The following is a 26,201-nucleotide window of genomic DNA, read 5'->3' on the forward strand; positions in this document are numbered from 1 at the left end:
GGGCGCCCGGGCCGGCGGTCAGACCGGGCGCACCAGCAGCGCGCCGAGGCCGCCGGGGCGGCGCGTGGCGATCGACCCGTACGGGGTGCGCAGCCGCAGCCAGCCCCCGGACGCGAGCAGCGCCACCGGTTCGGGGGCTCCGGGCGGGGTGGGACCGGCGGGCACGGTGGACCGTACCGGCCGCAGGAAGCCCAGGGACTGCGCGGCGTGGACGGCGCGCAGCGGAAGTTCGGTGTCCCCCAGCGTGCGGGACCAGATCTCGCGGCCGATGCGGTCGCGCTCGGACCGGGTCCGGTGCTGCGGGGGCAGTGCCTCGTCACGGGCCCGGAATTCGGCGACGGAGGCCGCCAGGGCCGCGCGGATCGCCTCGGGTCCGGGCAGCCCGGCGACCGGGGCCCAGCCGCCGCGGGGCGGGAGCACCCCCGCCCAGGGCGGTCCGGTGACGGGCGTGGGGACGACGGCCGCGCCGGAGGTCTCGTCGACCGACTCCAGCAGCTCTCCGGCCGACACGGTGACGTCCAGCGGCGTCCCGACGGGCGCGGCGAGGCGCACCGTACGGATGGCCAGCACGTCGAAGGACGGCGGCCGCCCGAAGACGGCGAGCGCGCCGCCGCCGGCCTGCGCCTGCAGGCGTACGGCGGCGGCGCGGTCGTAGTGCACCAGCCGGCCCAGGAAGGCGGCGAGGTCCGCCGCCTCCCCGGAGTCGGCGAAGTGCAGCTGCCCGTTCATGCCGCGATGCCCCCGACGGTGGCGGCGGCGCCGCTCTGCGGCTTCGCCTTCGGCTCGTCCAGGTACTCCTGGAGGAAGAGCTTCTCCTCGGCCGTGATGCGGCGGGGCCGCCCCTCGGCGAGGTTGTAGGGCACGACCACGGTCTCGGCCCGCACGTAGACCGTCTCGGGCGCGTCCTCGGTCGCCTCGTCCTTGACCTCGTAGCGGATGGTCAGGGACGCGGCGCCTATCCGGGTCACCCAGGATTCGATGAGGACCGGCTCGTGACGGTGCACGAGGGGCAGCTTGTAGTCGATCTCGTGGCGGGCCACGACGGAACCGCCCGTGAAGGACTCACTGCCCTCCCCCGGCGCGAGGCGGAACATGAAGTCGATCCGCGCCTCCTCCAGGTAGCGGAGGAAGACCACGTTGTTGACGTGCCCGAAGGCGTCCATGTCTGCCCAGCGCAGGGGGCACCGGTAGTGGTGTCTGGCCATGGTCTGTGACCTCAGCCCTCAGCCTCGGGTGAGCTTCTTGTAGGTGGCACGGTGCGGACGGGTGGCGTCCGCTCCGAGCCGCTCGACCTTGTTCTTCTCGTACGACTCGAAGTTGCCCTCGAACCAGTACCACTTGGACTCGCCCTCGTACGCCAGGATGTGCGTGGCGACCCGGTCCAGGAACCAGCGGTCGTGGGAGATGACCACGGCCGCACCGGGGAATTCGAGGAGCGCGTTCTCGAGCGAGGACAGGGTCTCGACGTCGAGGTCGTTGGTGGGCTCGTCGAGGAGCAGCAGGTTGCCGCCCTCCTTGAGCGTCAGCGCCAGGTTCAGGCGGTTGCGCTCACCACCGGACAGGATGCCGGCTGCCTTCTGCTGGTCCGGGCCCTTGAAACCGAAGGCGCTGACGTACGCGCGCGACGGCATCTCGACCTGGCCGACGTTGATGTAGTCCAGCTCGTCCGACACGACGGCCCACAGCGACTTCTTGGGGTCGATGTTGGCGCGGCTCTGGTCGACGTACGAGACCTTGACGGTCTCACCGATCTTGACGGAGCCGGAGTCCGGCGCCTCCAGACCGAGGATCATCTTGAAGAGCGTGGTCTTGCCGGCGCCGTTCGGGCCGATGATGCCGACGATGCCGTTGCGCGGCAGCGTGAAGGACAGGTCGTCGACCAGGACCTTGTCACCGAACGCCTTGGAGAGGTTGTTGACCTCGACCACGATCGAGCCCAGACGCGGGCCCGGCGGAATCTGGATCTCCTCGAAGTCCAGCTTCCGCATCTTGTCCGCTTCGGCCGCCATCTCCTCGTAGCGGGCGAGACGGGCCTTGGACTTGGTCTGGCGGCCCTTGGCGTTGGAGCGGACCCACTCCAGTTCTTCCTTGAGGCGCTTCTGGCGCTTCTCGTCCTTGCGGCCCTCGACCTTGAGACGCGTGGCCTTCTTCTCCAGGTAGGTGGAGTAGTTGCCCTCGTACGGGTGGGCGCGGCCGCGGTCGAGCTCGAGGATCCACTCGGCGACGTTGTTCAGGAAGTAACGGTCGTGGGTGACGGCCACGACGGCACCCTTGTACTGCGAAAGGTGCTGCTCCAGCCAGTTCACCGACTCGGCGTCGAGGTGGTTGGTGGGCTCGTCGAGGAGGAGCAGGTCCGGGGCCTCGATCAGCAGCTTGCAAAGCGCGACGCGGCGCTTCTCGCCACCGGAGAGGTTGGTGACGGGCCAGTCGCCGGGCGGGCAGCCCAGGGCGTCCATGGCCTGCTCCAGCTGGGCGTCGAGGTCCCAGGCGTTGGCGTGGTCCAGGACCTCCTGGAGCTTGCCCATCTCGTCCAGCAGCGCGTCGGTGTAGTCGGTCGCCATTTCCTCGGCGACCTCGTTGAAGCGCTTCAGCTTGGCCATGATGTCGGCCGCGCCGTCCTGGACGTTCTCCAGGACCGTCTTGGACTCGTCGAGCTTCGGCTCCTGCATGAGGATGCCGACGGTGAAACCGGGAGACAGGTACGCCTCACCGTTGGACGGCTGCTCCAGGCCCGCCATGATCTTGAGGACGGTGGACTTACCGGCGCCGTTGGGGCCGACCACACCGATCTTCGCGCCGGGCAGGAAGTTCAGGGTGACGTCATCAAGAATCACCTTGTCGCCGTGCGCCTTGCGCGTCTTGCGCATGGTGTAGATGAACTCAGCCAAGAGAAACCGTCCGGCAGATCGATGGGTGGGCAGATACACCCCATCTTGCCTGACGTCCATCCCCGGGGGGAAACCCGTATGGTCCCGGGGCCCTGACCTGCGCACCGACCGGAGGGGGTCCCGGCGGCCCCGGCCGCGATCGCTCCGGGGGACGTTCTCGCAGGTGACGGACGGAGGAACCGAGGGACCCGCGCCCGGCCGGGCAACACGGCAGGATGGCGCGGAGCAGGTGGCGGCCGGGGGGCCGCGGCCGAGGTGGGGGGAGCAGTGGAGCCGTGGACAACGGGCTGATCGCGCTGGGAGCCGCCGTCGTGGGCGTGGCCGGGACGCTGCTGGCGACCGTGCTGTCGCAGCGGATGGTGGCGGGGGTGCAGGCGGCGCAGTTCGACCGCGAGCAGCGGGTCGCGCGCGAGCGGTGGCTGCGGGAACAGGAGCTGGCGGAGCAGGCCCGCAGGCGCGACTGCTACACGGCGGCCAATGCCGCGTACCGGAGGTACCGGATCGCCCTCATGTCGTTCCTGTGGCTCGTCCACAGGGCGCAAGTCACCGCGGAGGAGCGGGCGCTGCTGGAGGAGGCCCGCCGTGCGCACCACTCCGCGTTCGCCGAGGCGCAGATGGTCGCTTCCGGGACGGTGCTCGCGGAGCTCGACCTGATGACGAAGACCCTCGCCGGGACGTACCACCGGACGCTGCGCCTGGGTGAGGGCGATCCCACCCCGGACGGCTCGTTCGAGGAGATCCACGCCGAGCTGCTGGCCCTCTGGGCGCGCTGGGAGCACATGCGGGACGCGATGCGGGCGGATCTCGGCGTGGACGACCGCCGGGGCGAAACGGTCGCGGGTGCGGTGGGCCCGGGTGCGGTGGGCCCGGGCACGGTGGGCCCGGGTAGCGGGGGCCTGGAGGCGGCCGACCTGCGCAACGGAGGCCTGGAGCCGTCCGGCTGAGGAGCCCGGCGCCCTCGGGGTCCGGGGTGGCCGCGGAGCGGGGCGCCGATGCCGTCGCGGCGGCGTCGGCGCCCGCTCCGGGTCAGGCCTTGGGGCCCTGGCGGCGGGTACGGGCGGCGAACACGAAGCCCGCGCCCGCGACCAGCGCGGCGCCCGCTCCGGTGGACGCCCACAGCGGGTCGGTACCGGTGGAGGCGAGCACGTCGGTTCCGCTGGAACCGGCCGGGGTCACGTTGGCGTTGCCCGTGGTGGCGCCGGAGCCGTTCTTCGCGTCGGCGACGACGACCCCCGAGGTGCCGGTGCCCGTCCCGGTGTCCGGCTTGGTTCCGCCTGCCTTCTCGTCCTTCGCGCGGGCCTCGGCCTGCCCGCTCTTCAGGAAGGCCTCGCGGTCGGCGGGGGTGCCCTTGAGGGCGGCCTTGCCGGCCTTCTGCACCTCGGGACCACCGGCATCAACGATCTTCGAGATGGCGAGGCGGTTGTCCTCGTCGCGCAGCTCGAACTGGGTCACCGCGAGGAACTGCTCCAGCTCCGCCAGGGTCGGGCTGGTGTTGAACATCCTGTCGATCCCCTTGGCGAGGATCGGACCCGCCGTGCCCTCGATCCGGGCCAGCTCGACCAGGATGTCGCTGGTGCGGGCCTTGAAACGGCCGGTCTCCAGGAAGGCCTCGCGTTCGGCGGGGGTGCCCTTCAGGGCGGCCTTGCCCGCCTCGATCACACCCCTGTTGACGCCGGTGCCGGCCTGGGCCCTGCCGACGATCCGCGCGATCCAGACGCGGTTGTCGTCGTCGCGGGCCTCGTACTGGCCCTTCTCCAGGAAGGCCACGCGGTCGGCCGCCGTGCCCTTGAGCGCGGCCTCGCCCGCCTCGACCATGCCGGCGCTGACCTCGGAGTTCATCTGGGACTGGCTCATGATCTGAGAGATCCGCACCCGGTTGTCCTGGTCCCGGACGACGTACTGGCCGGTCTCCAGGAAGGCCCGCATGGCGGCAGGGCCTTCGTCGATGGCCCTGCTGCCCGCCTTGCGGAAGTCCGAGCCCACCGGCGTCGCCGCCATCAGGCGCAGGATGGCGACCCTGTCGTCCTCGGCCTGCTGCCCACCGCCGTCGTCCTTCTTCCCGGCCTGCTCGCCACCCTTGGCGGCGTCCGGGGCGGACGCGGGGGCCGGGGTCGCGGGGGCCGCCGAGCCGGCGGCGAAGGCCGGCGGGGCGAGCAGAACGGCCGGGGCGATGGCCGCCGTGACGACCGACGCGGCTATCCGGGACAACTTCACAAGCAGCACCTCAACATTGAAATGATCATGTTTGCCGGCTCACCTTAGCCACGGAGAACCACATGATCCATTTCAATTGAAGTGGATTGAAATCATCCGGTTACGGACTCGAAGGCACCGGCCGGAACGCCGACGGAGCTCCGGCCGGGAGGCCTACTCCCCGCCCGACTCCCGGTCCGGGCCGTGACCCTCTTCCAGGGGACGCTTGCGCAGCAGCAGCACGACGAGGCCGCCGAGCACCACCAGGCCGACCGCCAGGGATGCGATGACCGGGGTGGCCGTCGAGCTGCCGCTGGTGGCCAGCCGCTCCTCCGAGGTGTCCGACATGCTCGCCGAGGCGGGCACCGACAGCGTGCCGAGCGTCGACACCGTCGCACCCGAGGCCGCCGCGTCCTTCGCGTCGGCCGCCTGGACCGCCGCGGGCCGCGGCCACTTCGCCGTGGCCGTGGCACCGAGAGCGGACTCGCTGGAGCCCGCCACGATCTGGGCCTGCGCGGACACCCCGCTGGTGAACACCCGCCCGACCGGGACCCGCGTGGACCCGTGCACGGTGACCGAGGCGGTGCCGTCCGGCGTCCCCGCCGGCACCTCGAAGAACAGCTTCGTCCCGTTGGTGGCGGTGTCGACCTGCCGCCCCTCGGCGTCCAGCACCCGCACCCCCATGGCCACGGCCGCCGCGTCCGGGGTCACGCTCACGCTCTGCGCACCCGTCCGCACGGTGACGGGCCCGATCCGGCTGCCCGCCGGCCCCGACACCTCACCGGGGTCCAGCCCCAGCGAGGCCGGGGGCTCCGGCAGCCGCCCCGCCTCCCGCTGGAGGTACTCGGCCAGCTTCTGCGCCTGCGGATCGGCAGCCTCCACCCGCACGCCGTCGGCCAGTCGCCAGATGGCCACCTGGGTCCCGGCCGCCGCGCTCTCCGCGGTGAGCCCGGCGGCTCCGGCCGCCCTGGCCAGCCCGGCGAGATCGTTCAGCTGGGGGTAGGAGTGCTCCAGGACCCAGCGGACCCGGCCGCCCTCGCCGCTCCCGGCCAGGGGAGTGCCGCTCCACCCGCTCTCGGCGTACCGGGCCTGGGGCTGCGCGTTGCCCGCGATGCCGACTCCGTAGGTCTGGAGCATTCCACCGCCGTCGACCCGCATCTCGTACAGTCCGGCCGGGATCTGCCGTACGGAGCCGTCCGCTCCGCGCAGGACCGCCTGCCCGTAGGTCTTCAGCCCGTCCAGCACGGCGCTCGCGCCCTCCAGCGCCCTGGGTGGGAGCGGACCGGTGTCGGCGGCCGCCCGCGCGCCCGGCGCCGCGGCCAGCGCCGCGGCGAGCAACGCCACCGCGATGGGCAGCCGCGCGGAGCCCCGTCTGGCCGCGCCGGCCGGGACGCGGGCCGGACCGGCGCCCGGAGGAACGGCAGGAGTCCGACCGGCATCCGAAGCGGAATCCGGAGTATCAGGGTGAGCGGCAGCAGGAACGAAGGATGCGGGAACGGCAATCGACACAGTCTTCCCCTTCGGGCCGAAGGCCCAGGTGCCCGTGAGTACCGGGGAATCCTAGCCGCCTCGAACACTCAGACCACCGCCGCCTTCTGAGTACCCATCAGCGGTGTGTCCGTCCTGACGACCCGTCGGAAGGCTGCCGTACCCCGGTTCAGGTCGTGCCCGATGGCGGTCGCGTCGATCTCCGCCGAGAACCACCTGTTCCCCTCCGCGTCGGGTGGCGCGTCACGTACCCGCAGCCGCCCGTGGACCACCAGCGGCTCCCCCACGGAAACGGATCCGGCGAGGTTCACGGCGAGGACGCGCCGGGCCCACACCGTGTAGAAGCTGGTGGGGGCGTCCGCCCAGGCCTCTTTCTTGCGGTCGTAGTACCTCGGGGTGACGGCGAAGCGGAACCTGGCCGCCGGACCGCTCGTCGTCTCCTTGTAGTCGATCTGGGTGGCCACGTAGCCCACCAGCGTCACCTGGGTGTCGTTCATCCCGGCCGTCCTTCCGGGGTCGCGGCCGCGCGCTCGGCAACGCGCCGCCCCGATCCGCATTTCCGTACCCGCCCGGACCATCCGCACGAGGTACGACCATGCTGGCCCGGTCCGCCGGAACCCGCTCGGGCCTGTGGATTACTGACGCGCTGTGGAAAACCTCGCCACCGTCGCGTACTGCTCGCGCACCTCCCGGTAGCGCAGCAGCTCCGCCGCCACCGGCTCCAGCACCCGGGCCCGTCCGCAGCCGGCCGCCGCCTGCCGCAGCCGGCGCTCCGCGTCCTGCCCGTACCGCCGGGCCGGGCCCCGGGCCCCGATCGAGCAGGCCCACTCCACCAGCGGGCCGCCGATGATGCCCGCCACCATCAGCAGCACCGGCGGCATCAGCCGCGGTTCCAGCACGCCGACGATCTGCCCGACCAGCCAGAGCCCGCCGTAGATCTGGAGCAGGGTCATGGCCGCCTGCGCGAGCACCGCCGCCGGCCACCACGAGGGCCGCGGCGGCTTGGCGCTGGGCACCGCGATCGCCGCGTCGAGGGTCACCGCGATCTCGTCCAGCGCCTCCGGCAGCCGTTCGGCGCCGCGGACCGCGGTCTCCCGTACGGCCTGCGCCCAGGGGTCCGGCAGGCCGCGGACCGCCTCGTCGGCGACGGTCCGCACCGCCTGTTCCACCCGCTGGCGGGCCGTCACCTCCTCCTCGGCCGGCACCTCGGGGGCCGCCGGCGAACGGCCGATCGCCGCCAGGGCGGCGAGGCCGACCAGCGTGCGCGGGGCGCGCCGGCTCTCGTACCACCGCCACAGCCGCAGCCACGGGGTGCCGCACGCCCTTCCGGCATTGCGCCGCCAGGCCCGCTCGGCGGCGAGCCCGGCCGCGTAGGCCCCGACCGCCTCGGCGAGCCGGTCCTCGAACTCGGCGCGCGCCACCTCCCCGATCTCCGGCCCGGCGTGGCCGTCGGCGATGTAGAGGGGCCGCAGGCGCGCCGCGGCCCGGTCGACGTCGGCGCAGATCCGCCGGGTCGCGGCGCCCTTCTCCTGGGTGAACTGTCCGAGCATCTCCCGCAGCTCCCCGACACCTTCACCCGTAAGAGCGGAAAGCCCGAGGACGGTGGCCCCGGGCTCGCCGTGCTCGCCGAGCGCGATCCCGTCGTCGTCGAGGAGCCTGCGCAGGTCGTCCAGTACGAGATCGGCGGACTCGCCGGGCAGCCGGTCCACCTGATTCAGCACGACGAAGGTCACCTCGGCGTGGCCGGCCAGCGGGCGCAGGTACCGCTCGTGCAGCACCGCGTCCGCGTACTTCTCCGGGTCCACCACCCACACCACCGCGTCGACCAGCGCCAGGACCCGGTCCACGTGGTCCCGGTGCGCGCCGACCGCCGAGTCCAGGTCGGGGAGGTCGACGAGGACCATGCCGCGCAGGGCCTCGGCTTCCGAGGTCTCGCGGGGCCGGCGGCGCAGCCTTCCGGGGATCTCCAGGCGGTCCAGGAGGCCGGCGGCGCCGTCCGACCAGCTGCACGCGATGGGTGCGGCGGTGGTCGGCCTGCGCAGCCCGGTCTCGGAGATCTGCACTCCGGCGAGTGAATTGAAGAGGGTGGACTTGCCGCTTCCGGTGGCCCCGGCGATGGCGACGACGGTGTGCTGGGCCGACAGCCCGCGCCGGGCCGCCGCCTCGTCCAGCACCCGTCCGGCCTCGGCGAGGGTCTTGCCGTCGAGGATCCGGGTCCGCGAGAGTCCGATGAGCTGGCGCAGTGCGTCGAGGCGGACGCGCAGCGCCTGCGCCTCAGGGCTGAGCGGGGGCGCGGGGACCTTGCCGCCGTCGTTGCCCGCGCCGGAGACCGCCCGTACGAGCGCGTCGTCGCCCTCGTCGCCGCCGGTCGTGGGCCAGTCGTCGTCGGCGACCCGGGGGCGCGAGCGCGCGATGAGCCCGTCGTCCCACCGGTCGTCGGTCCGATCGGTCAAAGCGGTCACCGCGTCACCTCTCCTTCTGCAGTACGGACAGTGCGGCGATCAGCTCGGCCTGGGGTTCGGGGCTGACTTCGAGCGCCTCGATGGGGGCGAGGCGGCGGTCGCGTTCGGCGCGCAGCACCTGGTCGAGGTGTTCTCCGACCAGTTCCCCGCCGCGTTCGCGCAGGCGTACGACGGCCTGTACGCCGATCCGTTCGGCGAGCTTCTCCCCCGCCGGGCGGGCACGCTTGCCGCCGAGGAGGGCGGCGACCAGGAGGGCGGCGATCCCGTCGGGGTCGGGTGCGGGCTGCTTGTCGAGCCGCGCGACCTCCTCCTCGGCGAGTTCCTCCAGCACGCGCCGCCAGCGCCGTACGGCCATGCCGATACGTTCCGCCGCCTCGCGGTCGGGGGCCGGCAGCGCCACGGCGCCGGCCGCGGGCTCGCGCCGCCAGGCGTCGGCGATCCGCTCGTCGGCGGCGGCGACGGCGCACTGGAGGAGCGCGGCGAGGGATTCCGCGAGCGAGTCGAGGAGTTCGTCGGCGCTCGTGTCGAGCGGGTAGCCGCGCCAGCGGGTCAGCGCGTCCCCGGCGAGCACGGCGCCCCGGTCGAGCCGGTTGCGGACCCGCTTGCCCTCCCGCTTGTACGCGTCCTCGACGGCGGAGGTCAGCCGCACGGCGGCGGCGTGCTGGGCCGCGACGGCGGAGGCGAGCTCGGGCATCCGGCGCCCGAGGGAGTCGAGGGCGCCGAGCGCGGTGCGCCCGACGGCGTACTGGCGGGCGGCCGGATCCTGTGCGTGATGGGTGAGCCAGGCGAACAGCGGTGCGACGGCGCTGGCGGGCAGCAGCCCGCCCCCGCCGGCCGATTCGGGCAGCTCGGGAACCGTGAACCGCGGTACCTCGCCCAGCCCGGCCCGCGTGAGCAGGGCCCCGTACTGCCGGGAGACCTCGGCGAGCACCTGGTGCGGGACCCGGTCGAGGACGGTGATCAGGGTGGCCTTGTACTGCTTGGCGGTGCGCAGGAGGTGCCAGGGCACGGCGTCGGCGTAGCGCGAAGCGGTGGTGACCATGACCCAGACGTCGGCGGCGCAGATGAGCTGGGCGGCGAGGGTGCGGTTGTCGACGACGAGGGAGTCGATGTCGGGGGCGTCGAGGATGGCGAGACCGCGGGGCAGGGTGGAGACGGTCTCGATGCGTACTTCGCGGGTGGCGGCGTTCCCGTGCCCGTCGCCCGGCCGGTGGGGGGTCTTCCGGGCGGCCGGAAGGACGTCCTCGTCGGCCTGCGGCTCCCAGACCCGCATCAGGTCGGGGAGCACACGCATCCCGGCGAACCAGTGGTGGTCATCCGGGTGGCAGACGAGCACGGGGGTCCGGGTCGTGGGCCGGAGGACTCCGGCTTCACTCACCTTGCGCCCCACGAGGGAGTTGACGAGGGTGGACTTACCGGCCCCGGTGGACCCGCCGACGACGGCGAGCAGCGGCGCCTCGGGCGCCTTCAGCCGGGGTACGAGGTAGTCGTCGAGCTGCGCGAGCAGCTCGGCTCTGGTCTGGCGGGCGCGCGGAGCGCCGGGCAGGGGCAGCGGCAGACGCACGGACGCGACCCGGTCGCGCAGGGCGGACAGGGCATCGAGCAGCTGAGGCCGAACATCCAAGGTCACCACATACGAAGAATGCCCAATTTGGGGCCATTTTTGAAGCTTATACGTCCTCTGCGCGCCGAGCGCTACTCCACTGGGACATTCTGGACAGTGCGGACGAGTGGGGCGCAGGCATAACGAGTGCACAACACCCAGGGCGCCACGACGCAAAAGCGATGCGAGAATCGCACCTGCCTGCGATTATCGGGACCGCTTCACCGAACCTACACATCGTGGCACGCGGGTGAAGCAACCGGGACAAGGCAACCGGAGCCCTATCCTTGACCCGGCACGGACCACAGTCCCACCCCCACCCCGGGGCTCCAGGCCACCACGGCCACCTTCCGGCCCCCGTAGCTCAGTGGATAGAGCAGGTGCCTTCTAAGCACTTGGCCGCAGGTTCGAGTCCTGCCGGGGGCACTTCCCGCGTCCCGTCCCGACCCCTCCCTCCGGGGAGGGGTTTCGTGCAGGTCAGCGCACCCTACCCAGAGCCCCGTAGCGAGGGCATAATCCTCTGGCTCCGGCTCTGCGGCCTCCTGTCCAAGGACAGGAGCAGGACTCAGGTATGAGCCGATGTCACCCTTTCGGCAGAGATCCGGTTCGTCCTCGAGAGGGACGCGGATTACGGATCGCGCCACGAATACTCGTACACATGAGCCGCCGTCCTCTCGTCATCGCCGCAGCAACCGTCGGAGTCCTCGCCACCGCCGCCATCGCCCTCCCCAACCTCCCGAACAACCCCCTGACCGACACGATCAACGCCCACGTGTTCAACGAAAAGGGCAAGCGGTTCGCGACGGCTGCCGACGCCCCGACGCGCGGGAGGCCGGCGTGGGTACTGCCCGACTGGATACCGAAGGACGCCACCGATGTCCGAATAAAGGCGCGGACCAACGGCGACGCGCGGCTGATCCGGTTCACTCTGGGCGCGACCCCGCTCGACGGTCCGCAGTGCTCGGCGGGCAAGCCGAAGAAGAACGCGCGGACGGCGCTGGCGGCCAAGTGGTGGCCGCGCGACATCCGGGCCGGGGAACGGCCCGAATGCCGTGACTACTACCAGTACCAGGTCACGGTACGCGGCAAGGACGTCTACGCCTGGACCGACGGCACTCCGTCGCCCGGCCCGGGGCCGCATGACGGGACGCCGGTCCATCCGGCGGCGAAGCACACCCGCTGATCCGCGCACTCTCCGGAAACTCCCCGCACCCCGGGTCGCCCCTGCGGACGGGATCCGGCCCGCAACGGGCGCCACTGTGCCGGGACTCGTCGCCGCCACCGCAGCCGTCGCACCGCATGCGGTTAGGCTTTCGCGATGACCACGCATGCGAACGATCTCGGCGTGAACCGGCTCGGTGCCGAGGCGCCGCGCGTGAGTTCGCTGCCCGCGGTGTGGTCCCTGGACACCACGTTGGACGTGGTCGGCGGGCTCCGTGTCGACGAGGCTCTGCCCGTGCTGGACGCGGCCGAGCGCGATCGCGCCGGGCAGTTGCTGAGAGCGGCCGACCGCCACCGGTACTTGGCCTCGCACCTGGGCCTGCGGGTGCTGCTCGCCGCCCACCTGGGGATGGCTCCGGCCGACGTGGTGCTGGTCCGCGAGGAGTGCCCGAGCTGCGGCGGCCCGCACGGCCGGCCCGCCGTCGCCGACGCCGACGGCCGGCTCCGCGACGGCACCGACGCGCCGCATTTCTCCCTCTCGCACAGCGACGACATGGCCTTCCTCGCCTTCGCGCGGGTACCCGTCGGCGTGGACGTGGAGGCAGTTCCGAGTGCGGCCGTGGTGGCCGACGTGCTGGACAGCCTGCACCCCGCGGAGACCGCCGAGCTCGGCGCGCTCGCCGAGCCGGACCGGCCTCGGGCGCTGGCCCGGGTGTGGTCCCGCAAGGAGGCCTGCCTCAAGGGCATCGGGACGGGCGTGGCGCTCGGCCTCGTCGAGCCCTACGTCGGCTCCGCCGCCACCCCGGCCCTGGTCCCGGGCTGGACCCTGGCGGATCTCCCCGCCCCGCCCGGCTTCGCCGCCGCCCTCGCCCTGCGCACGGCGGACCCGGCTACCGCCTGACCCGGCCGGGCAGGGCTCCCACGCCGCGCGCCACGCCGTACCGGCATCCGGCGCCCCCTCGGACACCGGGCCGTTATCGTCGCCGCCATGGACATCCGAGCCGCCCGCACCCCCGCCGAACTCCAAGCCGCGGAACCCCTCTTCGACGGGCCCGTCCGCCCGGAGTGGTCCGAGCGGTTCCTCGCCGCCCCCGGGCACCTGATGCTCATCGCCTACGTGGACGGCGTACCCGCCGGCATGGTCTCCGGCATCGAGATGAGCCACCCCGACAAGGGCACCGAAATGTGCCTCTACGAGCTCTCCGTGGACGAGGGCTACCGGCGGCGCGGCATCGGCCGCGCCCTGACCTTGGCGCTCGCCACCGAGGCCGAGGCGCGCGGCTGTTACGGCATGTGGGTGGGCGTCGACACCGACAACGAGGCGGCCCTGGCCACCTACGAAGCGGCCGGCGCCGTCGACGAGGGCGTCTTCGCCATGCGCGGCTGGCCCATCGCCCCGTAGCCCCTTCGGCGGCGTGTCGCGGGGCCAGTCGGCGCACCCTCCGCGCGGGCGGCCCGCGCCTCGCCGAGCATCGGCCGCATGAGCCCACTCTCCGCGCTGCTCCCCGCCGCCGCCCTGCTGGCGGTGGCCACCGCCCTGCCGCCCCACGCCGCAGCAGCCGCCACCGACGCCGAACGCCCCACCGCCCCCTACGTGGTCGTCCTCAAGGACAGCACCTCCCGCGTCTCCGCCGTCGCCGCCACCCGTGCCCTCGCCTCCGAGACCGAGGCCGCCGGCGGCCGGGTCGGGACCGTCTTCGAGACCGTGCTGAACGGTTTCGCCGTCCGCACCACGGCGGCCGGCGCCGCCGAACTCGCCGCCGATCCGCGGGTGGCGTCCGTGGAGCCCGACACGGTCTTCCGGTTGAACGACACCACGGCCCAGCCCCTCGTGCAGACGCCCGCGCCCTGGTCCCTGGACCGGCTCGACCAGACCGACCTCCCGCTCGACGGCTCGTACACGTACGCGACGAAGGCGGAGGGGGTCACCGCGTACATCGTGGACACCGGGATCAACACCCTGCACCAGGAGTTCGGCGGCCGCGCCCGCTGGGGCGCCAACGCGGTGTTCACCGAGAGCGCCACGGACTGCAACGGCCACGGCACGCACGTCGCGGGAACCGTCGGCGGGGCCACGTACGGGGTCGCGAAGGGCGTGTCGCTCGTCGCGGTGAAGGTGGCCGACTGCCGCGGGGAGGCGACCTTGTCGGCCATCACGGGCGGCATCGACTGGATGGTGCGGGACTCCCTCAAGTCGCCCAACGTCCCGGCCGTGGCGAACATGAGCCTGGGCGGCGGCTACAGCTTCACGCTGAACCGGGCCGTGACGCGTGCGATCGCGTCCGGGATCACCTTCACCGTGGCGGCCGGCAACTCCAGCAGGGACGCCTGCACCGGCTCCCCGGCCGGGGTCCCGCAGGCGGTCACCGTGGGCGCAACCGACGTCTACGACAGACGGGCGTCCTTCTCCGACTACGGCAGCTGCGTGGATCTCTCCGCCCCGGGCGTGGCCATCACCTCGGCCTGGAAGGGCTCCACCACGGCCCTCGCCCGTGCCTCCGGCACCTCCATGGCGGCCCCGCACGCGGCGGGCGTCGCCGCCCTGGTCCTGGCGGAGGGCCTCGCGTCCGGCGGCCCGCGCAGGACCCCCGCGCAGGTGGCCGAAACTCTCGCACTCAGCGCCGTGCCGAACCGGATCGCGGGCCTGCCGGCCGGGACTCCGAACCTGCTGCTGCACCTCCCGTCCGCCAAGTAGCCCCTACGGGGACACCCGCCGGCGGCGCCCCCGCCCGCCCCGGCGGGGAGTCGCCGGGCGCCGCTCCCGGACGGGCCAAGGCCCCAGCTCAGGCCCGGAGCGGGAGACTCCGCCAGCCCCACGCGCCCCACCCGCTCGCCTCACCGTCCGGTCGGTATCCCGGCCGTTCCGGCACCCGGTCTGATGGCACATCAATTTCTGTGTGCTTCGGGCGAAAGCAAGTCATTGACTTCTCAATCCCGCGACGCGTCAATGTCGGCCACCGCACCGGCTCGACCTCCCCCACACAGCGGGTGGGGGGAGGGTTCGTATGACGAAGGAGTCGCGACCCAGTGAGTACAACGTTCCGACGAAGAGTTCTGGCCGGGGCGGGCGCTTTGTCCCTGGCCCTGACAGGCGGCGTGGTGGGCCTGGCAGGCTCCGCACAGGCCGCGACGAAGACCACTGCCGTCTTCGAGAACTGCGACGCCCCGGCACCTCAGGCGGACGGTTCCGGCAACCAGAACTACACGATCACCCTGCCCGACGGTGCCAAGGCCGGCGATGTCGTCCCGATCACCATCGACCCGGGCGCCAGCCCGCTGCTCCCCGGCTTCTCCGTCACGACGGTGAACACCTCCAAGGTCACCCTCAAGGTCGGGGCGACCACCCAGGTGGTCACCAGCCCGCCGGAGACGGTCAACGTCGTGGCCGGGCAGCCGCTCGACCCCAAGGCGTTCTCCGGAACCATCAAGATCCCGGACGGCACCGAGGGCACCACGGTCAGTGTCGCGCTGGACCTGTCGGTGGTCGACGCGGACCTCTCCGGCTCGGTCTTCACCACCACCTGCACACCGGCACCGCGCCCGAGCGCCTCCCTCGGCTCGGTGGCCGTCGAGGCCCTGCCCAAGGACCCGATCACCACCAAGCTGACGCCCAACAGCGGCAAGGCCGGCACCGCGGTCACCGTCACGGGCGCCAACTTCCCGGCCGGCGCGGTCACCTGTTCCGCGCTCAAGGGCGGCGTCGCCACCGGTGACACCGGTACCGGCACGGCCACCGCGGCCGGCGCCGCGACCTGCGACATCACCGTCACCAAGGCCGCCGATCAGATCAAGATCGACGGCTCGATCACCCCGTACAAGGACTTCGTCTTCGTCGTCGACCAGCCCGGCGTGAAGAACCCGGTCGACGTCGAGGTGCTGCCCGGCCCGCTGGCCATCGGCCCGCAGGCCGGCAACCCGGCCGTCAGCTTCGGCAAGGTCACCATCAACGGCAAGTCCCAGTCGGTCATCGGTCAGTTCACCGCGATGGCCGTTCAGGACTTCCGCGGCGGGACCCTCGGCTGGGACGTCTCGGCGACCCGTACGCCGTTCCTGAACGAGGTCACCGGCCACTCCATGGCCAAGGCGCAGATCGGCATCCAGCCGACCTGCAAGGTGACCAACGCGGACAGCCCGAGCACCTGCACCGCCGGTACGCCCGGTGCGATCTCCGACACCCCGATGAAGATCGCCTCGCAGGCCGCGGGCGGGGACAACCTGACCGGTGGCGAGTTCGAGGTCGGCGGTGCCGGAATGATCCAGCTCCCGCCGTTCATGTTCGCGGACACCTACCAGTCGGTCGTCACCTTCTCCATCGCCTGACCCGTACGGCCCCGCTCCAACCCGGGTGGTGCGGCGCTCCGGCGCCGCACCACCCTTCCGCGCTCCCCCGCCACGCCTCCGTTCCCCGCCCCCGTCCGCGCCGACTGGAGAACCGCCCATGCGCACCCGCACCCCTCTCTACGGCCTGCTCGTCACGCTCCTGCTGCTGGGTACGGGCCTGCTCCCCGCGGCCACCGCGACGGCCGCGGACAACGGCACCTGGGGCGTCTTCCCGACTCCGCCCGCCGGCGCCGCGATGACCGACCGCGCCTACTTCTTCCACCAGGGCGAGGCCGGTACCACCGTCAACGACAGCGCGACGATCGTGAACTCCTCCGACAAGGAGATGACGTTCCAGATCTTCGCCACCGACGCCGTGAACACCCCGGTGGGCGGCGGCTTCGCGCTGCTGCCGGTCGAGACGAAGCCCAAGGACGTCGGCACGTGGATAGCGCTGCCGCCCGAGACGAAGGGCACGGTCACCGTGCCTCCCAAGGGCCGCAAGGACGTCCCGTTCTCGGTGAATGTCCCGGCGGACGCGACCCCCGGCGACCACGTGGGCGGGATCGTCGCCCTCAACACCGCCGTGGAGGGCGTCCAGAAGGAGGGCAAGGTCCAGGTCGGGGTGAAGCGCCAGGTCGGGGCCCGGCTCTACTTCCGGGTTCCGGGACCGGTGACCCCCGGGCTGAGCGTGGAGGACGTGAAGGTGAGCCGGGCGGCCCCGCTGCTGCCCTGGGTCAAGGACGCCCGCGCGAAGATCACGTACTCGCTGGTCAACCGGGGCAACGTGGTCGTCGAGCCGAAGGTGACGGTCTCCGCCGAGGGCCTCTTCGGCCGGACCGCCCTGGACCGGCCGGCCCGTGAGCTGAAGCTGGTGCTGCTGCCGGGCCAGCGGATCGAACTGACCGAGGAGTGGGCCGACGCCCCGCAGTCGGACTGGGTCACGGTCCACATCACGGCCGGCGCTTCCGCCTACCCCGACCTGGTGTCCGAATCCGCTACGGACTTCCTCGCCGTTCCGTGGCCCGCCCTGGGCTTCGTCCTGGTCCTGGCGGGCGCGGCCATCGCCCTGCGGGTGGCGCGCCGGCGCCGCCGGGACGAGTCCGAACGGCCTGAATCCGTCCCGGACTTGGCTGAAGCCCGCTGACCGGCAAGGGTGTCCCCAGGCGACGGCATCCAGCCATCACCGCGAGGGGGAGGCACCACCGATGGAACGACAGCACGGCGTGGAAGGGTCCGGCCGGCCGGATCGCGGGCAGGCCTCCGCGGACGGACCGCCGGACCCGGATCCCGCCGCCCACGGAATCGGGCTGCTGACCCGCATCGAGCGGACGCTGGGCACCGGGACCGCCGCGTACCTGCCCGGCGACGGCTGGATCCGGCTGACCCTCCCGATCGAGGACGGCGGCCCGGCCCCGGTCACGGTGGACGTGCTCGCGGACCCGCAGCGGCCGCCGCACGGGATCGCGTACCTCCTGCCGGGCGGCGGCCTGAACTTCGCCGCCGACTTCTTCACCCCGACCTCGCCGGACTCGCAGGACTCCCCGGGCCTCGCCCACCACCTGCTCCGCCAGGGCCTGCTAGTCGTCGGCGTCACCCCGCGCGAGGACTCCGCCACGGCGGCCGGGATCACCGCCGACTGGGGGCTCGCGGCGCACCGCCGGGATCTGGCCGCGGTCGTGGCGGCGCTGGACGGCGCACTCGGGCTGCCGTACCAGTACGCCGGGCACTCCGCCGGGGCCGCCCTCGCACTGGACGCGGCCTCGCACGACGCCTCGCCGCGGCTGACCCGGGTGGTGGTCCTGGACACGACCGGTCCGTACACCGGTGACGCGGCCGAACGGGCGGCCCTGACCCGCGACGCGTACGAGGCCCAGCTCGCGCAGGGCACGTACGCGAGCGACCCGGGCCTGGCGGCGCTGATCGCGCGGGCCGTCACCGACCCGGCGGCCCCCTCCCCGGTCCCCTGGCCGCCGGATCCCGAGCTGCGCTTCACCAACGCCGGGCTCGCCCACTTCGCGCTGATCCGCACCTCGGTGCTGCCCGGCCCCGCGAACTGGATCTATGCCCAGGGCCACAGTGCGGGCTCCTACACCTTCGGCGCGACCCCGGCCGAGGACCGTTTCGCCCTGACCCGCACCCCGCTCGCCACCTGGCACGCGGCCACGTCCGCCCTGGGCAGCGGGCTGATCCCGACCGCCCTGATGCGGGATCTGGCGGCGCTGTGGGCGGGCGACGAGAAGACGTACGCGATCGACTGGGACCGGATCCGCGCCGAAGTGGTGTGGATCAACACCGAACTGGGTCGCGGAGACCACTCGCACGGCGCGGCACTGATCCGCGCGGGCGGCAACGGGCACGTGACCTTCACCCTCGTCGCGGGCTACGGCCACGGCGACGCGGCCTGGTCCGCGACGGCGGCCCAGGACGTCTGGTCCCTGCTCTGACCCCACCCGTGACGCCGTGAGGCCGTGACGCCGAACCGCCGAGCCCCGTTCCCGCCCCGCCCCCGCCGGGCGGGAACGGGGCTCGCCCCCCGCGGTGAGGGTTGCGGGGGGCGAGCAGTCGGATCGGCGGCAGCGCGCGAACCGTCAGTGGTTGCGCGGGAAACCGAGGTCCACGCCGGCCGGGGCGTCCGACGGGTCGGGCCAGCGGGTCGTGACGACCTTGCCCCGGGTGTAGAAGTGGATGCCGTCGTTGCCGTAGATGTGGTGGTCCCCGAAGAGGGAGTCCTTCCAGCCGCCGAAGGAGTGGTAGCCCACCGGCACCGGGATCGGGACGTTGACGCCGACCATGCCGGCCTCGATCTCCAGCTGGAAGCGGCGGGCGGCGCCGCCGTCACGGGTGAAGATGGCGGTGCCGTTGCCGAACGGCGAGGCGTTCATGAGCGCCACGCCCTCCTCGTAGGTCTCGACGCGCAGCACGCACAGCACCGGCCCGAAGATCTCGTCGCGGTAGGCGTCGGAGTCGGTCTTGACGTTGTCCAGCAGCGAGAGGCCGATCCAGTGGCCGTTCTCGTTGCCCTCGACGGTGTAGCCGGTGCCGTCCAGGATCACGTCCGCGCCCTGGGCTGCGGCACCCGTCACGTACGAGGCGACCTTGTCGCGGTGGGCGGCGGTGATCAGCGGGCCCATCTCGGAGGTCGGGTCGTTGCCGGGGCCGATCTTGATCTTCTCGGCGCGCTCGCGGATCTTGTCCACCAGCGTGTCGGCGATGGAGCCCACCGCGACCACGGCGGAGATGGCCATGCAGCGCTCGCCGGCCGAGCCGTAGGCGGCGGAGACCGCCGCGTCGGCGGCCGCGTCCAGGTCGGCGTCCGGCAGCACCAGCATGTGGTTCTTGGCGCCGCCGAGGGCCTGCACGCGCTTGCCGTTGGCGGAGGCGGTGGTGTGGATGTGGCGGGCGATCGGGGTCGAGCCCACGAAGGAGACGGCCGCGATGTCGGGGTGCGCGAGGAGCGCGTCGACGGCGACCTTGTCACCGTGGACCACGTTGAGCACGCCCGCCGGCAGACCGGCCTGGCTCGCCAGCTGGGCCAGCAGGGTGGAGGCCGAGGGGTCCTTCTCGCTCGGCTTGAGGATGAAGGTGTTTCCGCAGGCCACGGCCAGCGGGAACATCCACATCGGCACCATCGCCGGGAAGTTGAACGGGGTGATGCCCGCGACCACGCCGATCGGCTGGCGGATCGAGGAGACGTCCACGCGGCTGGAGACGGACGTGGACAGCTCGCCCTTGAGCTGCACGGTGATCCCGCAGGCCAGCTCGACGATCTCCAGGCCGCGGGCGACCTCGCCCAGCGCGTCCGAGTGGACCTTGCCGTGCTCGGCGACGATCAGCTCGGCGATCGCGTCGCGGTTGGCGTCCAGCAGGGCGCGGTAGGCGAACAGCACCTTGGTGCGGGCGGCCAGCGAGGACTGCCCCCAGGACAGGAACGCCTCCTTGGCGACCTGTACGGCCGCGTCGACCTCGGCGGCGGACGCGAGGGCGACCTGCGTGGTGACTTCGCCGGTGGCGGGGTCGGTGACCGGGCCGTAGTTGCCCGACGCGCCCTCGACGGTCTTGCCACCGATCCAGTGGTTGACGGTCTTCATGCCTTGCTCCTTCACAGATGGCGACGTCGCTGCGCGGCTTGCCGGTCGTACTCTTCGCGGGCCTGGGCCGCTTCCGCACGGGTCGCGGTCTCGGCCACAGGAACATCCCACCATGCCTGTGCCGGGGGTGGGCCCGACACAGTGTCGGGTGTTCGGGTCTGCACGTAGACACATGTGGGACGGTCCGAAGCCCGCGCCTCGACGAGGGCTTTCCGCAGGTCACGCACGGTCCGGGCGCAGATGACGACCATTCCGAGGGAGGCTGCGTTGGCCGCGAGGTCCACCGGAAGGGGGTCCCCCGTGTACGAACCGTCGGGCGCCCGGAAGCGGTACGCGGTCCCGAAGCCCTCGCCGCCCACCGCCGCCGACAGCCCTCCGATCGAGGCGTAGCCGTGGTTGTCGAGGACGACCACCTTGATCGGGATGCCCTCCTGCACCGCGGTGACGATCTCGGTGGGGTTCATCAGGTACGTCCCGTCGCCGACCAGCGCCCACACGGGGCGGCCGGGGGCGGCCAGCGCCACCCCGATCGCGGCCGGGATCTCGTAGCCCATGCAGGAGTAGCCGTATTCCACGTGGTACTGGTCCGGGGACCGGGTCCGCCAGAGCTTGTGCAGGTCCCCGGGGAGCGAGCCGGCGGCGTTGACGAGGATGTCGGTGTCGTCCACGAGCCCGTCGAGCAGCCCGAGCACCTGGGCCTGCGTCGGGAGGTCGTCCTCGTCGAGAGCCGCGCAGGCCCGGTCGACCAGCAGCTCCCATTCCCTTTTCTCTTCTTTGTACGCCGACAAGTACCCGGGGTCCACGCGGTACCCGGAAAGCGCGTCCCGGAGGTCTTCCAGGCCCACTCGCGCATCGCAGACCAAGGGGCGAGCGGCGTACTTGTGGGCGTCGTACGGGTCGAGGTTGAGCCCGAGGAACCGGACGCCGGGCTGCCGGAAGAGGGTCGAGGAGGCGGTGGTGAAGTCCGTGAGCCGGGTCCCGGCGGCGATCACCAGATCGGCCCCGCGGGCCAGCGCGTCGGCGGTGGCCGTGCCGGTGTGCCCGACCCCGCCCACGTCGGCGGGGTGGTCCCAGGCCAGCGCCCCCTTGCCGGCCTGGGTGGAGGCCACCGGGATCCCGGTGGCCTCCGCGAACTCCGCCAGGGCCGCCTGCGCCCCGCTGTGCCGGATCCCGCCGCCGGCGATGATCAGCGGCCGCGCGCAGCCCCGTACCGCCTCGGCCGCGTGCGCGAGCTCGGAGCGGTCGGGGCGGGGGCGGCGCACGGTCCACACCCGCTCGGCGAAGAACTCCCGCGGCCAGTCGTACGCCTCGGCCTGTACGTCCTGCGGCAGGGCCAGGGTGACGGCGCCGGTCTGCACCGGGTCGGTGAGCACCCGGACCGCCTGGAGGGCCGCGGGGATCAGGGCTTCGGGGCGGGTGACGCGGTCGAACCAGCGGGAGACGGGCCGCAGGGTGTCGTTGACGGAGATGTCGCCCGCGTAGGGGACCTCGAGCTGCTGGAGCACGGGGTCGGCGGGGCGGGTGGCGAAGGTGTCCCCGGGCAGCAGGAGGACCGGGATCCGGTTGACGGTGGCCAGCGCCGCCCCGGTGACGAGGTTGGTCGCGCCGGGTCCGATGGAGGTGGTGACGGCGTGCGCGGAGAGCCGCCCGCTCTGCCGGGCGTAGCCGACGGCGGCGTGCACCATGGCCTGCTCGTTGCGGCCCTGCAGGAACGGCATCGCCTCCGGGCCGCTCTCCAGCAGCGCCTGCCCGATCCCGGCGACGTTCCCGTGGCCGAAGATCCCCCAGGTGGCCGCGATCAGCCGGTGGCGCCGCCCGTCGCGCTCGGTGTACTGGCAGCCTAGGAACCGGACGAGGGCCTGCGCGACGGTGAGCCGGACATGGGTCGCGGCGGCCGGGCCGGTCCGGGTCGTCGGAGTCATACGGGGTCCTCCGCGCGGTAGAAGGGCAGCCGGGGGTCGACGTCCTGCGCGGCCCAGGTGGAGCGGATCCAGCCGTGATCGGGATGATCTCGGATCAGCCACTCCCGGGGCGCGCCGGTGACGCCGGGTCCCGCCATGACGTTGAGGTAGTACATGTCATGGCCGGGCGCCGCGATGGACGGCCCGTGCCAGCCGTCCGGGATGAGCACGGTGTCCCCGGTCCTCACTTCCGTGAGGATGTCGGTCTTCCCGGCGGGGGACGGGCTGACACGCTGGTAGCCGAGGCCGGGCGTGCCCTCGTGGTCCCGGATCTCGAAGTAGTAGATCTCCTCCAGGCGGGATTCCTCGCCGGGCCGGTGCTCGTCGTGCTTGTGGGGCGGGTACGAGGACCAGTTGCCGCCGGGGGTGAGCACCTCCACGGCGATGAGCCGGTCGCAGTCGAAGGAGTCGGCGGCGGCGAAGTTGTTGACCTGCCGCGAGCACTGGCCCGCTCCGCGCAGCTCCACGGGGACGTCCCGGGCGGGCCCGTACCGCGCGGGGAGGCGGCGCTCGCACCGTGCCCCGACGAGTGCGAAGCGCCCGCCGGCGCCCGCCCGGATCTCGGCGTGCCCGTCCCGGGGGAGGTAGGCGAAGTCGGTGACCGCGTCGAACACCCGAGCCCGTCCGCGAAGTTCGAAGACCTGCGGTCCGCTGCTGGGGCTCCGCCCCAGACCCCGGTTTCGGGAAGGGTCGGGGTGGGGGGAGGGCGCTGCGCAGCGGACCTCGCAGCCGCCCGACAGGGGGAGCACGATCCACTCCGACTCCCCGCACTCGTGCGCGTACACCTCCCCCGGTCCGAGGTCGAGCACGAGCAGTCCCGTCCAGTCCATCACCCGCTCAGAGACCACCGGCACGGCCGAGCACCTCCTCCACTTCGCCCGCGAACGGCATCGCCGTCGAACACGCCAGCCGCGAGGCCACGATCGCCCCCGCCGCGTTCGCGTACCGGATAACCTTCCCCAACTCCCATCCGGCGAGCAGCCCGTGGCACAGCGCTCCCCCGAACGCGTCGCCCGCACCGAGCCCGTTGACGACGTCCACCGGCACCGGAGGGACCTCCGCCACCGCCCCGTCCCGGTGGACGGCCAGGACGCCTTCGGGGCCCCGTTTGACCACCGCCAGCTCCACCCCGGCCGCGAGCAGGGCGCGGGCCGCCGCGTGCGGCTCGCTCTCGCCGGTGGCGATCGCGCACTCCTCGGCATTGCCGACGGCCACCGTGGCGAGCCCTAGAGCCCGCCGGTACCAGGGCCCGGGGTCCCCCTCACTCCCGGAGGGCCACAGCATCGGGCGCCAGTCCAGGTCGAAGACGGTGGCCCCGGCCTTCGCCCGTGCCTCCAGCGCGCCCAGGGTCGCCGACCGGCTCGGCTCGGCGCTGAGCCCCGTACCCGTCATCCAGAACACCCGCGCGGCCCGGACGGCGTCGAGGTCCACCTCCTCCGCGCGGATCTCCAAGTCCGGTGCCTTCGGGTAGCGGTAGAAGTACAGCGGGAAGTGGTCCGGCGGGAAGATCTCGCAGAAGGTGACGGGGGTCGGGTAGTGCGCCACCTCGTCGGCCCAACGGTCGTCCACCCCGAACCCGCGCAGCTCCGCCCGCAGATACGCCCCGAAGGGGTCCGCGCCGGTCCGGGTGATCACCGCCGTCCGCCGCCCCAGCCGGGCCGCCGCGACCGCGACATTGGTCGGGGAACCGCCCAGGAACTTCCCGAAGGTGTCCACCTCCCCGAGCGGTACGCCCGTCTTCAGCGGGTAGAGATCCACCCCGATGCGCCCCATCGTGATCAGGTCGAACGCCAACGGATCCGTACTCATCACCACGCCCTTCCGCACGGCCCCATGCTCCCCGTCCCTTCGAGCCTCGCACTTTAAGGTGGCCGCATGACGTCCTCATCGCCCGCGTTGACCCGCATCCGCGTCGGTTCGGCTCCGGACTCCTGGGGTGTCTGGTTCCCCGACGATCCGCGGCAGACACCGTGGGAACGGTTCCTCGACGAGGTCGCCGACGCCGGGTACGAGTGGATCGAACTCGGGCCCTACGGCTATCTACCCACCGATCCCGTCCGGCTCGCCGACGAGGTCGCCGAGCGCGGCCTGCGGGTTTCCGCCGGAACCGTCTTCACCGGACTCCATCACGGGCCCGCCGTGTGGGAGGACACCTGGGAGCACGTGTCGCGGATCGCGGAGCTCACCCGTGCCGTGGGCGCGGCGCACCTCGTCGTGATCCCCTCCTTCTGGCGGGACGACAAGACGGGCGAGGTGCTGGAGGACCGCACCCTGACGCCCGCACAATGGCGCGAACTGACCACCCAGACCGAGCGGCTGGGGCGTCGGGTCCAGGATCTGTACGGGCTGCGGATCGTCGTCCATCCGCACGCGGACACGCACATCGACACCCCGGCGAACGTGGCCCGGTTCCTGGACGCCACCGACCCCGAGCTGGTCTCGCTCTGTCTGGACACCGGGCACTACGCGTACTGCGGCGGGGACAGCGTCCAGGCCATCGAGACCTTCGCGGAGCGCATCGGCTACCTGCACCTCAAGCAGGTGGACCCGCGGATCCTGGCCGAAGTCCTCGCGGAGGAGGTGCCCTTCGGGCCGGCCGTGGCCCGTGGGGTGATGTGCGAGCCGCCGGCCGGGGTGCCCGCGCTGGAACCGGTGCTGGCGGCCGCCCAGCGGCTCGGCGTGGACCTGTTCGCCATCGTGGAGCAGGACATGTACCCGTGCCCGCCCGAGCGGCCGCTGCCGATCGCCCGCCGTACCCGTGCCTACCTGCGCTCCTGCGGCGCCCGCTGACCGGACCCCGAAACCGCCCGCCACCCCTCATGGAGGAACCCGACATGACCAGCACGCTCGGCATCGCCGTCATCGGCACCGGGAAGATGGGCTCCGACCACGTCCGCCGGATCGGGCGGACCGTCGGCGGTGCCCGGGTGGTGGCCGTGGCCGACCCGGACGGGGACCGGGTCAAGGAGGTCGCGGCCGGGCTGGAGGGCGCGGGCGCGCACACCGATCCGGCGGCGGCGATAGCCGCGCCCGGCGTGGACGCCGTGCTGATCGCCTCGCCCGGCCCCGCCCACGAGGAAGCGATCATGCGGGCGCTGGAACGGGGCCTGCCGGTGCTCTGCGAGAAGCCGCTGACCCCGGATCCGGCGGGCGCCCTGCGGATCATGGAGGCGGAGGCCCGGCTGGGGCGCCGGCTCGTCCAGGTGGGCTTCATGCGGCGCTACGACGCCGAGTACGCCCGGCTCAAGGAGCTGCTCGACCGGGGCGGCATCGGGCGGCCGCTCTTCCTGCACTGTCGCCACCGCAACGCCTCCTCGCCGTCCTTCTTCACCAGCGACATGCTGATCAGCGACTCGGTGGTGCACGAGGTGGACGCGGCCCGCTGGCTGCTGGGCCAGGAGATCACCGCTGTGACCGTGCTCTCGCCCACGCCCACCTCCGCCGCCCGCGAGGGACTGCGCGATCCCCGGCTCGTTCTCATGGAGACCTCCGGCGGGGCCGTCGTGGACGTGGAGATCTTCGTCAACTGCGGTTTCGGCTACCAGGTCCAGTGCGAGGCCGTCGGCGAGGCCGGCAGCGCCAGGATCGGCGACGGCCACGCGATGGTCGTCCAGTCGGCGGGCCGGTGGGGCGGGGAGATCGACCAGGATTTCACGGTGCGGTTCGCCGACGCCTACGACCGCCAGCTGCGCCGCTGGGTCACCGCGGCCGCCCTGGGCCGGGTCGACGGGCCCGACGCCTGGGACGGCTACGCGGCGGCGGCCGTCTCCGAGGCGGGCCTGGCAGCGGCGCACAGCGGCGTACGGACCCTGGTGGAGCTGGCGGAGCGCCCGGCCCTCTACCGCTGACCCGGGCCCCGCCCCGGCACTCCGGCCGACCCCTGTACCCCAGGGGCGACATGAGCCGCATGAGCCGCATGGGCCGTGTGACCCACATGGGCTGCATGACCTGCATGACCTGCATGAGCGGTATGTGCCGTCCGTGTCACAGGGGTCTCCTTCGTGTCACACATGTCCCCATTACGCGGGTTTTCC

The 26,201-nt window shown here is 72.8% G+C and carries 22 protein-coding genes and 1 tRNA gene; 11 read left to right on the plus strand and 12 right to left on the minus strand.

The window, feature by feature from the left end; genetic code table 11:
* Window positions 1-18: 18 nt before the first annotated feature.
* The 3 genes from AC3IYJ_RS13970 to ettA are packed head-to-tail and all read right to left on the minus strand — an operon-like array spanning window position 19 to window position 2,888.
* Window positions 19-729 (minus strand): DUF8010 domain-containing protein, encoded by a 711-nt coding sequence (locus AC3IYJ_RS13970; protein ID WP_489401619.1) that lies wholly within the window; start codon window positions 727-729, stop codon window positions 19-21.
* Window positions 726-1,205 carry an acyl-CoA thioesterase gene (locus AC3IYJ_RS13975; protein ID WP_489401620.1) on the minus strand — a complete coding sequence of 160 codons (480 nt, stop codon included), beginning with the start codon at window positions 1,203-1,205 and terminating at the stop codon, window positions 726-728. Before AC3IYJ_RS13975 ends, AC3IYJ_RS13970 begins: the two co-directional genes overlap by 4 nt.
* Window positions 1,206-1,223: 18 nt before the next feature.
* Window positions 1,224-2,888 (minus strand): energy-dependent translational throttle protein EttA, encoded by a 1,665-nt coding sequence (gene ettA, locus AC3IYJ_RS13980; protein ID WP_489401621.1) that lies wholly within the window; start codon window positions 2,886-2,888, stop codon window positions 1,224-1,226.
* A 275-nt stretch (window positions 2,889-3,163) separates the two neighbouring features.
* Here ettA and AC3IYJ_RS13985 point away from each other — a divergent pair, with 275 nt between their 5' ends.
* Window positions 3,164-3,832 carry a hypothetical protein gene (locus AC3IYJ_RS13985; RefSeq protein WP_489401622.1) on the plus strand — a complete coding sequence of 223 codons (669 nt, stop codon included), beginning with the start codon at window positions 3,164-3,166 and terminating at the stop codon, window positions 3,830-3,832.
* Window positions 3,833-3,914: 82 nt separating this feature from the next.
* On the opposite strand, the gene AC3IYJ_RS13990 is transcribed toward AC3IYJ_RS13985, so the two are convergent.
* The 5 genes from AC3IYJ_RS13990 to AC3IYJ_RS14010 all read right to left on the minus strand — a co-directional run bounded on the left by AC3IYJ_RS13990 (window position 3,915) and on the right by AC3IYJ_RS14010 (window position 10,655).
* A complete protein-coding gene (locus AC3IYJ_RS13990; RefSeq protein WP_489401623.1) occupies window positions 3,915-5,111 on the minus strand; it encodes an ALF repeat-containing protein in 1,197 nt (398 codons plus the stop codon).
* A 144-nt stretch (window positions 5,112-5,255) separates the two neighbouring features.
* Window positions 5,256-6,431 carry a thioester domain-containing protein gene (locus AC3IYJ_RS13995; protein ID WP_489402807.1) on the minus strand — a complete coding sequence of 392 codons (1,176 nt, stop codon included), beginning with the start codon at window positions 6,429-6,431 and terminating at the stop codon, window positions 5,256-5,258.
* Window positions 6,432-6,658: 227 nt separating this feature from the next.
* Window positions 6,659-7,066: a single-stranded DNA-binding protein gene (locus AC3IYJ_RS14000; protein ID WP_489401624.1), complete on the minus strand. Its 408-nt coding sequence runs from the start codon at window positions 7,064-7,066 to the stop codon at window positions 6,659-6,661.
* 138 nt (window positions 7,067-7,204) lie between these two features.
* Window positions 7,205-9,031 (minus strand): GTPase, encoded by a 1,827-nt coding sequence (locus AC3IYJ_RS14005; RefSeq protein WP_489401625.1) that lies wholly within the window; start codon window positions 9,029-9,031, stop codon window positions 7,205-7,207.
* 4 nt (window positions 9,032-9,035) lie between these two features.
* Complete coding sequence (locus tag AC3IYJ_RS14010) at window positions 9,036-10,655, minus strand: dynamin family protein (protein ID WP_489401626.1); 1,620 nt, start codon at window positions 10,653-10,655, stop codon at window positions 9,036-9,038.
* 332 nt (window positions 10,656-10,987) lie between these two features.
* Between AC3IYJ_RS14010 and AC3IYJ_RS14015 the strand changes: the two genes are divergently transcribed.
* The 8 genes from AC3IYJ_RS14015 (at window position 10,988) to AC3IYJ_RS14050 (ending at window position 18,562) form a co-directional block, all read left to right on the plus strand.
* Window positions 10,988-11,060 (plus strand) — tRNA-Arg (locus tag AC3IYJ_RS14015).
* Between the two features lie 232 nt (window positions 11,061-11,292).
* On the plus strand, window positions 11,293-11,817 hold the full coding sequence (locus AC3IYJ_RS14020; protein WP_489401627.1) for a hypothetical protein: 525 nt from the start codon (window positions 11,293-11,295) through the stop codon (window positions 11,815-11,817).
* A gap of 135 nt (window positions 11,818-11,952) precedes the next feature.
* Window positions 11,953-12,696 carry a 4'-phosphopantetheinyl transferase family protein gene (locus AC3IYJ_RS14025; protein WP_489401628.1) on the plus strand — a complete coding sequence of 248 codons (744 nt, stop codon included), beginning with the start codon at window positions 11,953-11,955 and terminating at the stop codon, window positions 12,694-12,696.
* 87 nt (window positions 12,697-12,783) lie between these two features.
* A complete protein-coding gene (locus tag AC3IYJ_RS14030) occupies window positions 12,784-13,197 on the plus strand; it encodes a GNAT family N-acetyltransferase (protein WP_489401629.1) in 414 nt (137 codons plus the stop codon).
* Between the two features lie 78 nt (window positions 13,198-13,275).
* Complete coding sequence (locus tag AC3IYJ_RS14035) at window positions 13,276-14,490, plus strand: S8 family peptidase (RefSeq protein WP_489401630.1); 1,215 nt, start codon at window positions 13,276-13,278, stop codon at window positions 14,488-14,490.
* A 332-nt stretch (window positions 14,491-14,822) separates the two neighbouring features.
* Window positions 14,823-16,115: a hypothetical protein gene (locus AC3IYJ_RS14040; RefSeq protein WP_489401631.1), complete on the plus strand. Its 1,293-nt coding sequence runs from the start codon at window positions 14,823-14,825 to the stop codon at window positions 16,113-16,115.
* Window positions 16,116-16,233: 118 nt separating this feature from the next.
* Window positions 16,234-17,262: a WxL protein peptidoglycan domain-containing protein gene (locus tag AC3IYJ_RS14045; RefSeq protein ID WP_489401632.1), complete on the plus strand. Its 1,029-nt coding sequence runs from the start codon at window positions 16,234-16,236 to the stop codon at window positions 17,260-17,262.
* Window positions 17,263-17,323: 61 nt separating this feature from the next.
* A complete protein-coding gene (locus AC3IYJ_RS14050; RefSeq protein WP_489401633.1) occupies window positions 17,324-18,562 on the plus strand; it encodes a hypothetical protein in 1,239 nt (412 codons plus the stop codon).
* Between the two features lie 144 nt (window positions 18,563-18,706).
* Here AC3IYJ_RS14050 and AC3IYJ_RS14055 read toward each other — a convergent pair whose 3' ends face one another.
* The 4 genes from AC3IYJ_RS14055 to iolC are packed head-to-tail and all read right to left on the minus strand — an operon-like array spanning window position 18,707 to window position 23,976.
* Window positions 18,707-20,206, minus strand: a complete 1,500-nt coding sequence (locus AC3IYJ_RS14055; RefSeq protein ID WP_489401634.1) for a CoA-acylating methylmalonate-semialdehyde dehydrogenase — start codon at window positions 20,204-20,206, stop codon at window positions 18,707-18,709.
* 11 nt (window positions 20,207-20,217) lie between these two features.
* A complete protein-coding gene (gene iolD / locus AC3IYJ_RS14060; RefSeq protein ID WP_489401635.1) occupies window positions 20,218-22,128 on the minus strand; it encodes a 3D-(3,5/4)-trihydroxycyclohexane-1,2-dione acylhydrolase (decyclizing) in 1,911 nt (636 codons plus the stop codon).
* Entirely contained in the window at window positions 22,125-22,997 is an 873-nt protein-coding gene (gene iolB / locus AC3IYJ_RS14065) for a 5-deoxy-glucuronate isomerase (RefSeq protein WP_489402808.1), read from the minus strand. The genes iolD and iolB overlap by 4 nt, the downstream gene beginning before the upstream one ends.
* Window positions 22,998-23,004: 7 nt before the next feature.
* Entirely contained in the window at window positions 23,005-23,976 is a 972-nt protein-coding gene (iolC, locus tag AC3IYJ_RS14070; RefSeq protein ID WP_489401636.1) for a 5-dehydro-2-deoxygluconokinase, read from the minus strand.
* A 66-nt stretch (window positions 23,977-24,042) separates the two neighbouring features.
* Here iolC and AC3IYJ_RS14075 point away from each other — a divergent pair, with 66 nt between their 5' ends.
* Together AC3IYJ_RS14075 and AC3IYJ_RS14080 are read left to right on the plus strand one after the other, a co-directional pair.
* The gene (locus AC3IYJ_RS14075) at window positions 24,043-24,957 is read left to right on the plus strand and encodes a sugar phosphate isomerase/epimerase family protein (RefSeq protein WP_489401637.1); all 915 of its coding nucleotides are present in this window, start codon (window positions 24,043-24,045) and stop codon (window positions 24,955-24,957) included.
* A 44-nt stretch (window positions 24,958-25,001) separates the two neighbouring features.
* Window positions 25,002-26,015 carry a Gfo/Idh/MocA family protein gene (locus AC3IYJ_RS14080; protein WP_489401638.1) on the plus strand — a complete coding sequence of 338 codons (1,014 nt, stop codon included), beginning with the start codon at window positions 25,002-25,004 and terminating at the stop codon, window positions 26,013-26,015.
* Window positions 26,016-26,201: the final 186 nt, after the last annotated feature.

Source organism: Streptomyces sp. GL_140, assembly GCF_057834465.1.